Origin of the sequence: Paraburkholderia sp. LEh10 (genome assembly GCF_017814945.1) — a bacterium.
In the GTDB taxonomy this organism is placed as follows: domain Bacteria; phylum Pseudomonadota; class Gammaproteobacteria; order Burkholderiales; family Burkholderiaceae; genus Paraburkholderia.
The window spans coordinates 38,856-52,008 of record NZ_JAGIPX010000037.1; the positions used below are offsets into that span (position 1 = coordinate 38,856).

Below are 13,153 nucleotides of genomic sequence, written 5' to 3' on the forward strand. Positions count from 1 at the left end.
AGCGTGGCCGAAAAGAGCATGCATCGCACTTGCGCCGATACGTCCGGGTTGTGATCCGCCGGCGTACCGATCGGCAATGGGACCCGGACTCATTTTGGCCGGTGCGGGTATTCCCAGGATCGTCGAAACCGACGTTTTTCGCGGCTTTCGGCATGCAAGTCACGCGCGATGCTTGGAGGTCCGAACGGCATCGGCTCCCGCGCTTCTTCACTTCCCGTGGAAAGTCGGAGCGCGCTTTTCCGTGAACGCATTGACCCCCTCCACAAAGTCCTCGCTCCGGACCAGCGCGGATTGCGTGTCGGCTTCCCAAGCCAACATCGTGTCGAGTTGGATCGGATGACGGGCGAGCACGGCCTTGGTCGTCGCGATCGTTCCCGGCGGGGCGGCAGCGAGCCGTTCGGCGAGCGCTAGCGCGGTCCCGAGCACGGCGGATGGCGGGCAAAGCCTGTCCACTATGCCAAGCTCTTTCGCTTCGCTGCCCGTGATGGATTCGCAGAGCATTAGAATCTCGCGCGCCACACCGATACCGACACGCTGCGGCAGCGTCCACATCAAGCCATAGTCCGGCGTGAGCCCGACTCGCCCGAACGCGGCGCAAAAACTCGCGTTCTCGTCGGCCACCACGAAATCGCACGCAAGCGCAAGGGAAAATCCGGCTCCATACGCGCCACCTTCGACAGCGGCGACGACCGGCCACGGTCCGCTTGTGATTGCACGAACGATGCGGTGTCCGTGCTTCATCTTCCGCCGCATTTCGAGCGTGGACGCATTAAGGCCACCCAGATCGCCGCCCGCGCAAAAATGGCGCCCGCCATAGAGCACAACCGCCCGGACGTTCGTATCGTCCTGAAGGCACGCCAATTCCGCCGCCAGTTCGGTGTATAGCCGAGCCGTCAAAGCATTGCGCTTTTCCGGCATGTTCATCGTGATCAGCGCGACGTTCCCGTTTCGGGTGATGGATAGCACTTCGCTCATAACGATCCTGAAGACTGGATGAAAGGCCACTGCGTGTCGCGAGGTGCGCCCATTGCGCATTTCCGGTCCTTGCGGAGATCGCTCGCAACCGGCAGCAAACTCGCATGCCTGAATGGTCCATCAGACACGCAGCATTGACGATCTCGGCTAGATCGCCGCGTAGACCGCATCGACGAGCGCACGCCGGCGCGGATTGGCGTCCATCTGATCGCTCATCATGTTCATGACATAGCCAACCGAAACGTCGGCAGCCGGATCGGCAAAGCCGAAGGAACCACCCCAACCACCGTGACCGAACGCTTGCGGATTGGGTCCCCAGCAGTCGTCGACGTTGCGCAGGAAGCCGGCCGCCCACGGGCGGCGAATACCTCGTACTTTGTCGATTCCGTCGATACGCACCTTCGACGCCTCCGCGACCGCAGATGACCCGGCAAGCGTCCGGCCATCTTTGCCCGGCTTCAGCAGCAGCCCGTACATCGACGCCAGCGCGCGCGCGTTCGAAAATGCGTTCATCGCGATAACGTCGGCGCGCTGGAACTCCAGCGTATCCGCTACCTCGCTCGTGAGTGGCGGGTTCTGCAGCCCGCGCTGCGCTTCGCTGAGCGACGGAACCGCATTGCGAGAATCCATTTTTTTCTCGCTCAGCATGCTTGCCACACGGGGGCGGTCTTCCGGGAGTAGGCCCACGGAGATGTCGAGACCGAACGAGCCCTTCAGTTCCTCTGCGACGAATTGCTGAATCGATCGGCCTTCAATTCGCTTGAATAGCTCCGTCGCGATAATGCCGATCACGTTGCTATACCCCGATGCGGTGCCGATCGGCCAAAGCGGTGTTTGCGCAGCAAGGCGCCGGGCAGACGGCTCACCCGCAAACATATCTTCCAGAGTCGCTGGCGTGTCGAAGCCGGTGATCCCGGACTGATGCGACAGCAGCATCCCGATCGTGAGTTCGCCCTTTCCGTTCGCCGCGAACTCGGGCCAATACTTGCTTATCTTGTCCTCGAATGAAGCCAGGCCGCGATCGATTAGCATAGCGAAGCACACACCGCCAAGTCCTTTTGACGTAGACCAGATGCAGGCAATGGTGTTCTGCTCCCACGGTACGGTCGCTGCAATATCCTTCCAGCCTCCCCACAGATCTGCAACCAATTCACCATGCACCGTAACCGCGAAACTCGCACCGACCTCCCCGAGGTCACGGAAATTCTTATGAAATGCTTCGCGCAGTCGCTCATGCTCCGGCGCACAGTAGCCGTGTACCACGATATCGCCGGACCTCACGGTTTGCGTAGACATAACCAGCTCTCCTCCTCAATTCAGCCGTAATTGGCGCAATTCGATGACATTTCGTCCGTGAATATTCCGGCCCTTCCACGTCATGGTCTTCGTCGAAAGAGACGAATTGCATCAAATACGATTGACTCAGGGAGCTGTATCGCTTCCGTGGCTCTAGTCGATCAACAAGTGTCGCGTCAGAAATTTGCACAAACCGCCGCCGTTACCGAACTCGCGGGATGGGCAGATACGTTGACTGTGAGGCGGCGGTAGCTCAAAGGTGTCGACGCACGCGGGTTTCCAATTCGTCTTTTCCGACGAAGACTGGGTACAAAGGCGAGATCGACAATGCATCAGCATACGGAGTAGGGCGATATCACCTGCAGTGGCATGCCCGAGCGCGTTGGCTCCAACATAACGCCTTCCGTATTCCTCAAGGCGCGCGATCGCGCGCCTTGAGCCGATGAACTGGGAATTGGAATCGGACATGATCGAAACCGACGTCTTGATAGTGGGAACAGGCCCTGCGGGAGCGGCTTCGTCGTTGTTTCTGTCGAAGCATGGCATCTCGAATACCGCAATTTCGCGGGGCCGGAGTACCGCGACTACGCCGCGCGCGCATATCACCAATCAGCGAACGATGGAGGCGCTGCGCGACGCGGGCCTCGAAAAGCAGTGCATGGCGCTTGCCAGCCCGGGAGCCGACATCGAGCACCACTTCTGGCTGCAAAGCCTCGGTGGCAAAGAGCTGGCACGTACCTACGCTTGGGGTAACGACCCGAGCCGCAAGAGCGACTACGAGTCGGCCAGTCCCTGTTCACTGGTCGACCTGCCTCAGACTCAGATGGAACCTATCCTGCTAACCGAGGCGGCGCGCCTCGGCTCGCAGATTCGATTCGACATGGAGTTGCTGTCGTTCGAGCAGGACGATGCAGGTGTCACCGCAACCATTCGCGATCTACTGACCAACGAGACCATTCAGATCCGCGCGAAATACATGATCGGAGCGGACGGTGCCCGCAGCCGGGTCGTCGAACAGCTCGGCATCCCGCTCGAGGGGCAGCACGGGCTCGGTAACATCTTCAACGTCCTGGTCGACGTCGATCTCAGCAACTATGTTGCCCATCGGCGCGGGATCTTCTATCAGATCATTCAGCCGGACGTGTCGACGTGGTCGCCCGTCGGGTTATTTCGCATGGTGCGGCCTTGGGATCAATGGATCGCAGTGCTCGTCGTCCCGGAAGCCGCGGGAACGCCCAAGCCGACGACGCAGGACTTCGAGAAGCGCATTCGTGAACTCGTCGGCGATCCCCATCTGGCGATGAATATCATTTCGGCGTCGATGTGGACAATCAACGACGTCGTTGCCGCGCACTACGCTGTCGGCCGCGTCCTGTGCATGGGCGACGCGGTGCATCGCCATCCTCCCGCCAACGGATTGGGCTCGAACACCTGCATCCAGGACGCATTCAACTTGGCCTGGAAGCTGGCGCTCGTGCTGCAGGGCAAAGCGCACCCGACGCTGCTCGACAGCTTCAACGCCGAGCGTCAGCCGGTGGGCCACCAGATCGTCAAGCGTGCAAACAAGAGCATGATGCTCAATGCCACAGTGTGGGATCTGCTTGGGGCCGGAACGCGCGGCGACTCGACGGAGAGGCGGCTGCCCGCGGTCCAGACGCGCGAGGCGCGCGACGCGCTGCGGCGCGCACTTGATGCGATGAAGTACGAGCAGCACGCGCATGGCGTCGAGATGAATCGCCGCTATGCGTCCGGCGCGGTAGTCCGGGACGGCACGCCTGATCCCGGTTTCGAGCGGGATCCGGAGCTTTACTATCAGCCGAGCACCCGCCCCGGCTCACCGCTCCCTCATGCGTGGCTTGGCACGCGTCTGCCTGAACCACGAATTTCGACACTGGACGTCGTAGGCAAGCAGCGTTTCGCGCTTCTCACCGGCCACGGCGGAGGACCATGGCGCGAAGCCGCCCGAGCGGTATCCGAGCGCACCGGTGTCGACATCAAGGTCGTCACGATCGGACCGTCGCTCGACTACGAGGATCTTTATGGCACCTGGCACTCCGTGTCGGAGATCGAGGAAGACGGTTGCATTCTTGTCCGGCCCGATCTCCATATCGGCTGGCGTTGCGCAACGCTGCCTGCCGAACCCCTGCAAGCCCTGGATAGCGCAATGACACAGATTCTCGGATTGACTCCAGCCCGGTAATGTCACAAACGGCTGTCGATGGCCGCTGCCGAGAGCCCAGGTACACGCGACCGGTTCTCGGCGGCGGTCTTTGGCGTTTGTCATGAGTTTCGAATTCGAGCTCGAATCGTGCACGAGTCGCTGGCGTGCGAAGGAATACGGGCGTCGGCGCGAATACTCCAGACGCCCGATCGGCTGCTCGGCTATTACCCGGCCGTGTCCCTAGCGCCGATGGCTTCGGCGACTTGCACGAGATATCGTGCGTCGTCGTAGTGCAGTCGTTCGACGTAGCGGCCATCGACGTCCACGAGCCCCTTTCCTGCGTTCTCCGGCTTATCGAACGCCGCGATGATGGCGCGCGCCCATGCGACCGCCGCCGGATTGGGCGTAAATGCCCGATTGGCGATCTCGATCTGGTTCGGATGGATGAGAGTCTTGCCGTCGAATCCGAGGCTCGCGCCCTCCGCACATTGCGTCGCCAGCCCTTCGGGATTCGCGGCGTCGAAGAATACACCGTCCAAGATCCCGAGCCCGAAAGCACGTGCAGCCATCACGCTCAACGACAGCGCCGTTTGCAACCCCGGGCGCGCGACGCCTTGACCGCACCGCATCTCCTTGGCAAGGTCGCTCGACCCGATGACCCAAGCCTCGACGCCAGCCTCCGCCCCTGCCATACCGATCTCGTTCAGCTTGAGCATTGCCGCACACGTCTCCATCATGATCCACATCGGCACGTCACCGTGCATGTCCGCACGAGCCACCGCGAGGTCGCTCGCCGCAGAGATCTTTGGAACGAGTATGGCATCGGGCTTCGCCTGCGCTGCGGCGGCCACATCCTCCCGGCCCCACGGCGTGCTCAAGGCGTTCACCCGGATCACGACTTCTCGCGATGCGAAGCGTCTGTCGCGAGCCGCTTCGACAGCTGCGGCGCGAGCTTGAAGTTTTTCATTGGGTCCGACGGAGTCCTCCAGGTCCAGGACGACGACATCGCAGCGCGCGGAACATGCTTTCTCCATTGCGCGAGCATTCTGCGCCGGCACATACAGGGCACTGCGTCTAGGGCGTACAGGGGGGGAGATGGTCATACGGCATCCCTTTCTCAAGGTTACTGTCCTTTTCATGATTGAGCACCTTCGCAGGACACTCTCGCTACGAGCTCAGATCTCGTTCTCGAAAACCGCCTCGATCGCGCCGAGTTCGTCGATCTCGCAGCGCACTCGGTCACCCGCCTCGAGGAACACAGGCGGCTTCATCGCCGCGCCAATACCTCCGGGCGTTCCGCTGAAAACGATGTCGCCGGGTTCGAGCGTCATCGCTTGCGACAGATACGCGACCTGATCGAAAACGTCGAAAATGAGTTCGCGCGTGTTCGAATTCTGTCGGACCTCATCGTTGACGATCGAGCGAATACCAAGGCGATGTGGATCCCCAATTTCGTCTGCTGTCGTGATCCAGGGGCCAAACGGCCCGTGCGAATCGAAAGACTTGCCGAGCACCCATTGCGGAGTCCGCATCTGCCAGTCGCGGGCAGTGACGTCATTGCCCACGCAGTAGCCGAAGACATGGTCGGGCGCGTTCGCTTTGGAGACGTGACGGCCGCGCTTGCCTATGACGAAAACCAGCTCGACCTCGTAGTCCACCGACGTCGAAGTCTTTGGAATCTGGATTGGCGCGAACGGCGGATGCACAGTATTGGGCTGTTTGCAGAACCAGACCTGATGCTTTGGAATCTCGAGGCCTGCTTCTGCGACGTGATCTGCGTAGTTCAGCCCCATCGCCATGATCTTGCCGGGCCGCGCGATCGGGGGAAGCAGATGAACCTGCTCGAGCGCAATGGTATGTTCGGCCTTTTCGACGACCCGCTGAACCTCCGCACAAGCGTCGCTCCATGTATCGATCAGATCGATCATGGTTGAAGCAAGACGCGGGAGTGCGTGCTGGATACGGACGATTTTCGTGCCGTCCACGACGCCGATTTCTGGGAAGCCGCCGTGGACGCTGAATGTGACAAGTTTCATACGTGAGATGTGCAGTGAAGGGTGTTGACCAGTCGAAACACGCCAAATCAAATCACCAACCCGGATGTACTCACGTTTGCCGGCATTTCCGCGAGGGATGCGACGAGCCGAGACACATGTTCATTCCGGCAACTCGGTCAGTTCATCGTCAGATCGGTGCAGCTCGGCGATATTCCGCTCTTGGAAGTATTGTTTCCGTCGTCCGCACGACGGTCTTCGTCGAAAGAGACGAATTGCGCGCCTAGACCGTCGTCGGCAAAGGTCGATCAATTTCCTCGAATCGATCTCGTCAAAATGCATGACCCGATGCCTCTTCAAGCGTAATTCGTCTCTTCCGACGAAGACCCTCGAAAAGGCGAGATAAACAATGCGACACGGTACGAAGGCTGGGGGAGTTCACGACACATCCAGTCCGTATATGACTTGCGAGACGAGCATCGCGGTGCCGTCTCGCGGCCCGCCGCCTCTTGTTTGGACCAGACATGACATCTGACCAGAATCTCGCCGATATCGGCTCGATGACAACACTCGCCGAAGTTGCGCGGCGCCATGCACTCGCTCGACCGGAATCGGTCGCATTCTCCTTCGAAGGCCGTGAAACGACATTCGCGCTGTTCGATCAGCGCTCGAACCAGGTCGCACATACGCTAGTCGCCGCAGGCGTCGCCCCCGGCCACCGGGTGGCATATCTGGGCAAGAACAGTGACCGCTACTTCGAGATCTTCTTCGGCGCGGCCAAAGCCGGCGTCGTGATGACGCCGATCGGCTGGCGGTTGGCTCCGGCCGAAGCCGCCGCGATCCTCGAGGATTGCGGTGCCCACGTGGTCTTCGTCGGCCCCGACGCGGCGAGCCAGGCCGATACGGCGCTGGCCACCATGGCCGATCGGCCGTCGGTGATCGCGATCGACGGCGCATCGATCTACGGCGCGACGTCGTTCGACATGTGGCTCGCAGACGCGCCGAAGGACGCTCCGCCAGTCGAGATTCATCCAAGCACGGTTGCGCTGCAGGTTTACACCTCAGGCACCACTGGTCGTCCGAAGGGCGTGATGTTGACACACGAGAACCTGCTGGCCAAGCATCGCGAACTGACGCTGGCGCAAATGGACTGGTACCGATGGACACCCGACGACGTCAGCCTCGTCGCGATGCCGGTCGCGCATGTCGGCGGCAGCCTGTGGGGGATCGCCGGACTGCTACACGGCGCCAAGGGCGTGATTGCGCGCGAATTCGATCCACTCACGGTGCTCGATTTCATCGAACGCGATCGCATCTCGAAGATGTTCATGGTCCCATCTGCGCTGCAGATCGTCGTACGTCAGCCACGCAGTCGCGAAGTAGACTTCGGGCGGCTGAAGTACATCCTCTACGGTGCGTCGCCTATCCCAGTCGATCTGCTGCGCGAATGCATGGACGTGTTCGGCTGCGGATTCTGTCAGCAGTACGGTATGACAGAAACTGCCGGCGCGATCGCCTACCTGCCGCCGGAAGATCACGATCCGAACGGCAATCCGAGGATGCGGGCTGCGGGCCTGCCGATGCCGGGAGTCGAAATCAGGATTATCGATTCGCTCGGCAATGCCGTCCCTGCGCACACGGTCGGTGAAATCGTGACACGGTCGAGCGGCAATATGACTGGCTACTGGCGCATGCCTGAAGCGACGTCGTCGACTGTGAATCCGGACGGTTGGCTGCGTACCGGCGACGCTGGCTACCTGGATGAAAACGGCTACCTCTACATCCACGATCGCGTGAAGGACATGATCATTTCGGGTGCGGAAAACATCTATCCCGCCGAAGTCGAGAACGCAATCTACGGCCATCCCTCGGTCGCGGAGGTGGCCGTGATCGGAGTGCCCGACGAGAAATGGGGTGAGGCCGTCAAAGCAGTGATCGTGGTCAATCCCGGCGCTATCGCAAATATCGAAGACATCCTTGCGTTCGCGCGCGCCAGGATCGCCGGCTTCAAGGTTCCCAAGAGCATCGACTTCGTCGAAGCGCTCCCGAGAAATGCGTCCGGCAAGATCCTGCGACGTCAGCTGCAGGAGCCCTACTGGGCGGGGCGTACGCGCAAGGTGAATTGATTGACGCCTCGGCACACGCGCGGTCACGGCACCTGCGGGTACGGATGACCGCGAACTGCGTTGAGATGCGCGATGTCCAGGTACCATACATGCATACATGCGCACGCGGAGCTGCGCAACAATTTTGACGGGGAACCGCCCGTGCCGATGCGACGGAGCGGTTCCTTAGCGACCGCGAGCGGCGGCCAGTACTGCGCCATGCCCGTGCGGGCATCGCCCACCCTCATCCGGTATATGACTGAGCGATCATCTCATGTCCCCAAATGTCGCCCACAAGGTTGTATTCCGACTGGTGATTCGGCGGTGCACCACCGTATCCGTATTCACAGAACCATCCAGACGGCGTTTGCATGTAGAACGAGAACATGCTGTCGTTCGCGTGCCGACCGGGCGCCATGAGAACCGGCACGCCGTTGCGCCGCGCCAGATCGTACGCGAGGCCGACATCGTCGAGATTGTCGACCTCCACCATCAGATGGTGAATGCGCTTCGGGAGCGGGCCCACCCCGAAGCCGATCGTGTGATCCCGCTCGCAGCAGTGCATGAAAATCGGCTCGCGCCGCTCGCCGCCGGCATCGAAGCGGACCTCGACCGTGCCGCGCATCCCGAGCACCTGCCGATAAAAACGGTAGGTTTCCTCAACACCCGCGTCGCGAATCACGATATGTCCGAGTCCAGCGCGTCCCGTCACAAATTTGCCGTGCATGCCTCGCCCCGGCCGATAAGGCTGGTGGCGATCGACTAGCGGGCCGTGAAAAATTTCTATCGGAAGTCCCCCCGGGTCAGAAAGCCGGAGGAGCTCCAGCACGCAGCGCTTTTCCGCCTCGGCCGCCGAGGCCACCTTGAAGAGCACGCCACATTCCTCGAGGTGACGCTGCATCATGCGGAACTCTTCGGGTCCTGCCACGCGATATCCTGCAAACAACACGTCGTCTTCGTCACTCTGCTCGACGAGAATCCGATGATGCCAGTAGTCCATGCGTAGGCTGAGCGCACCGTCGCTGTCAGCCCACTCCATCCCCAAGATCTCGGTGGCATAAAAGCGCCATGCATCTAGATCCCGGATGCCGATACCGAGGTAACCCAGTTCGGTCACGCCTATACTGTTCATTGAGTAAATCTCCCGTTTCGTTACTTCCGCTAAGCCGGAAACGACCGCCGTTCCCGGCCCCCTACTTCGCGGACCATCCGCCGTCGACAGGCACCAAGTGACCGGTGATCGCTGCCGATTCGTCCGAACAGAGAAATACGAATACCTCCGCGCATTCCTCGGGCGTGACGGCCCGGCCGATCGGATGAACCGACGCGGCAAGCTCATCGAACGCTTCGTGCGTGAATCGCTTCTGCGCCTGTTCCGTGTACGTTGCGCCAGGAGCGATCACGTTTACTCGAATGTTGTCGGACGCATACTGAATCGCGGCCTTGCGCGTCAGGTGAACAACGCCCGCCTTAGCGGCGTGATAGGCAGCGGAAACCGCATCGGAAACACGCACACCCGCCATTGACGACGTGTTGCAGACCACCCCGCCCCGCTGACGAAGCATGACCGCGATCTCCTGTTTCATGCTGAGAAACGTGGTGACGAGATTGCGATTGATCGTCTCGTCGAACGCATCGGTCGATGTTTCATGCAGCTTGCCGAGCGGGGCGTCCGATGGCGCGATGTTGCCGACGTTGTTGACGGCGACGTCAAGGCGGCCGTGCGTTTCGACGATGCGCGCGATCACGTCGCCGATCTGCTGTTCGTCGCGGCTGTCGCATTGCATGAACGTCGCATCGTGGCCCTGCTCGCGCAGCTCGCGCTCCAGCGGTGGACCGTCTTGGGCCGTCGATCCGGTAAAGACGACAGAGGCGCCTTCCCTCAGGAAAGCAAGTACGACCGCTTTCCCAATGCCCTTTGTTCCCCCTGTCACCAGGGCGATCTTCGATTGAAGCCGAGGCTTTCGTGTGCTCGTCATGATCTTGTACGTGATTCCAGAAAATACGACATTGCAAAGGCTCGGGCCGCAGTGGCGTGGCTCGACGCCGTGCCGACGGAATCGGCCGCGCCTTTATCGCCACTGCTCCGAGTTCCGTGTTTTCCGCGCTGTTCGATGACGAAACATCCGTTTCGTCGTGCGCGAAATTTAATTCGAATTGATGTACGCACTCATGCCTCTGCGACCGTCGACGACGAATCCGGCTTCTGGATTGCCTCACGGTTTCGCTCGCCTAGCCGGCGCAGCAGAAAGTACGACAGCGATGGAATGAGAACGAGCGCGCCGATCATGTTCCAGAGGAACATGAAGGTCAGCAGGATGCCCATGTCCGCCTGAAACTTGATCGGCGACCAGATCCAGGTGATCACGCCGGCAGACATCGTCAAGCCAACGAGTGCTACGACGCGCCCCGTGAATTGGAGGGAACGCATGTACGCTTCACGCAACGGAACGCCATCGCGCTGAAAATTCAATTGCACACTCAACAAATACAGCGCGTAGTCGACACCAGCGCCGACGCCCAGTGCGATCACGGGCAGCGTCGCCACTTTTGCGCCGATTCCCAGCACCACCATCAATGCCTCACAAAGCACGGACGTGATCAGCAGCGGCACCAGTGCCACGATGACTGCTCGCCCGCTCCGGAATGTGATCAGGCATAGCACCACGACGGCGGCATAGAGCAGTGCCAGCATGCGGTGATGAGCCTGCTTGACGACGATGTTCGTCGCCGCCTCGATTCCGGCCGAACCGGCTGCCAGCTCGAACCGGCGCCCAGGCGAGCTGTGTGCGTTGCCGAACGACTCGGCGGACGCAACGACGCGTGCAAGTGTGTCGGCCTTGTGATCGCCAAGGTACGCAATCAGGGGCATCACGGAACACCGCTGATCGACCATTTCCGGATGGTCTGCGATCACGTCCGCAAGCGCCGTGTTAAGGACGTTTGCATCCCGCGGGATCGAGAACCACTTCGGGTTACCCTCGAACTGACCGGCCGTCGCAAGCCGCACCATGTCGGCCGCCGAAGCGGTGCCCTTCACGCCCTCCACCTGCCGCAGGTTGGCGCCCATTCGATCGAGTTCGACCAGCGTTGGGTAGTTGTTGCATTGCCCCGGCGGCGTGACGAGCATCACGACGAACTGATCGCTGGACAACCGATAGTGGGCTTTCACATACGCATCATCGCGGTTGTAGGGCGAGTCGGAGCGGAGCTCCGGCGCGCCGGGATCCAGATCCCCCGTCTTGAGTTCCTGGCTGATCCCGAAGGCCGACAGTCCGATTGCGAACGACACCGCGATCGCAGCCTGCGCCCACTTGCCCGACGTGAAATGCAGCAGGCACGCCCACACGCGGGCCAGCCAATCGTGCCTCTCGCCGGCTCGCTCCGCCTCGAGTTTGCGGGCGGCGGCCTTCTCGTTGACGCCCACATACGACAAGAGCACGGGAACCAGTATCAACTTCGTGAAAATCAGTACCGTCACGCCAATACTGGTCGTCAACGCCAGATCGTGAATGACCGGAATGTCGATTACCATCAACACGGCAAAGCCGACCACGTTGGTCAGCAGCGCGGTCACACCCGCGAGGAAGAGGCGCCGAAACGTGTAGCGGGCCGCCACGTAACGATGCGTGCCCTGCGCGATATCCTGCATGATGCCGTTCATCTTCTGCGCGCCGTGTGACAGGCCGATCGCGAAGATCAGGAACGGCACCAGAATCGAATACGGATTGAGCACGTAACCGAGTAGCTCCATGAGCCCCAGTAGCCAAATCACGGCCAGCGCCGATACGCCGATCAGCAGCAATGTGCTCCGAAGGTCCCGCGTGAATGCAAAGACGAACAATCCGGCGATGACGACCGAGATGCCAAAGAACGCCATCACGTGGCTCAAGCCGTCGATCAAGTCTCCGACAATCTCGGCAAAACCCACGATATGCACACTGACCGTGGGGCTTTCCAGCGACAGGACCTTGTGCTTGAGTTCGCTCGAGAACGTCGCGTAATCGAGCGGCTTGCGCGTATCGGGATTGGAGTCCAGCAGCGGCACTACGATCATGCTCGAACGCATGTCGTCCGCCACGTAGCTGCCGACGATACCCGCACGCGCGATGTTGACTCTGAGCTGCCCCAGACTGGCCGGCGAGCCATCGAAATTGTCCGGCATGACCGGACCGCCGCGGTAACCTTCTTCGGTGACTTCCGTCCAACGCAGGCTGCTGGTCCACAGGCCGCGCATTGCGGAACGGTCCACCCCTGGGATCAGATAGACCGCGTCATTGACTTTCTGCAGAACCGTGAGGTAGTCCTTGTCGAAGATGTTGCCGCGCTTGTTTTCGACGACGATACGCACGACATTTCCGAGTCCGTGCAACGCATCCTGGTGTTCGAGATAGTTCTGAATATACGGATGCTTGCTTGGCAACATCTTCTCGAAGCTCGCATTCACTCGCAGATGAAGCGCATGCCATCCGAGGAAAAGCGTCGCAAGAATGCATGCAAGCAGCAGCACCGGGCGATTGTTGAAGATGATGCGCTCGAGCCATATCCCGCTCGTGCGATCGAAATCATTGAGGTCGCGTACGACCGGTCTGGCAATGCTGGCGTTGGTATCGACCTTCATG

9 protein-coding genes are annotated in these 13,153 nt (G+C 60.7%); 2 read left to right on the top strand and 7 right to left on the bottom strand.

The window, feature by feature from the left end; all coding sequences use genetic code 11:
• Window positions 1-207: 207 nt before the first annotated feature.
• Together J8I87_RS26950 and J8I87_RS26955 are read right to left on the bottom strand one after the other, a co-directional pair.
• Entirely contained in the window at window positions 208-1,035 is an 828-nt protein-coding gene (locus tag J8I87_RS26950; RefSeq protein WP_313066148.1) for an enoyl-CoA hydratase-related protein, read from the bottom strand.
• An 87-nt stretch (window positions 1,036-1,122) separates the two neighbouring features.
• On the bottom strand, window positions 1,123-2,271 hold the full coding sequence (locus J8I87_RS26955) for a serine hydrolase domain-containing protein (protein ID WP_209935108.1): 1,149 nt from the start codon (window positions 2,269-2,271) through the stop codon (window positions 1,123-1,125).
• A gap of 466 nt (window positions 2,272-2,737) precedes the next feature.
• On the opposite strand from J8I87_RS26955, the gene J8I87_RS26960 reads away from it, so the two are divergent.
• Complete coding sequence (locus tag J8I87_RS26960) at window positions 2,738-4,471, top strand: FAD-dependent monooxygenase (RefSeq protein WP_209935109.1); 1,734 nt, start codon at window positions 2,738-2,740, stop codon at window positions 4,469-4,471.
• Window positions 4,472-4,656: 185 nt separating this feature from the next.
• On the opposite strand, the gene J8I87_RS26965 is transcribed toward J8I87_RS26960, so the two are convergent.
• Window positions 4,657-5,535, bottom strand: coding sequence for an HpcH/HpaI aldolase/citrate lyase family protein (locus tag J8I87_RS26965; protein WP_209935110.1), 879 nt, complete (start codon window positions 5,533-5,535; stop codon window positions 4,657-4,659).
• A gap of 72 nt (window positions 5,536-5,607) precedes the next feature.
• On the bottom strand, window positions 5,608-6,468 hold the full coding sequence (locus J8I87_RS26970; protein ID WP_209935111.1) for a fumarylacetoacetate hydrolase family protein: 861 nt from the start codon (window positions 6,466-6,468) through the stop codon (window positions 5,608-5,610).
• Between the two features lie 518 nt (window positions 6,469-6,986).
• Here J8I87_RS26970 and J8I87_RS26975 point away from each other — a divergent pair.
• Window positions 6,987-8,552, top strand: coding sequence for a fatty acid--CoA ligase (locus J8I87_RS26975; protein WP_209935152.1), 1,566 nt, complete (start codon window positions 6,987-6,989; stop codon window positions 8,550-8,552).
• Window positions 8,553-8,775: 223 nt separating this feature from the next.
• Here the strand turns inward: J8I87_RS26975 and J8I87_RS26980 are convergent, their stop codons facing one another.
• The 3 genes from J8I87_RS26980 to J8I87_RS26990 form a co-directional block, all read right to left on the bottom strand.
• The gene (locus tag J8I87_RS26980) at window positions 8,776-9,663 is read right to left on the bottom strand and encodes a VOC family protein (RefSeq protein ID WP_209935112.1); all 888 of its coding nucleotides are present in this window, start codon (window positions 9,661-9,663) and stop codon (window positions 8,776-8,778) included.
• Between the two features lie 61 nt (window positions 9,664-9,724).
• Window positions 9,725-10,510: an SDR family NAD(P)-dependent oxidoreductase gene (locus J8I87_RS26985; RefSeq protein WP_209935113.1), complete on the bottom strand. Its 786-nt coding sequence runs from the start codon at window positions 10,508-10,510 to the stop codon at window positions 9,725-9,727.
• A 191-nt stretch (window positions 10,511-10,701) separates the two neighbouring features.
• The gene (locus J8I87_RS26990) at window positions 10,702-13,152 is read right to left on the bottom strand and encodes an RND family transporter (RefSeq protein WP_209935114.1); all 2,451 of its coding nucleotides are present in this window, start codon (window positions 13,150-13,152) and stop codon (window positions 10,702-10,704) included.
• Window position 13,153: the final 1 nt, after the last annotated feature.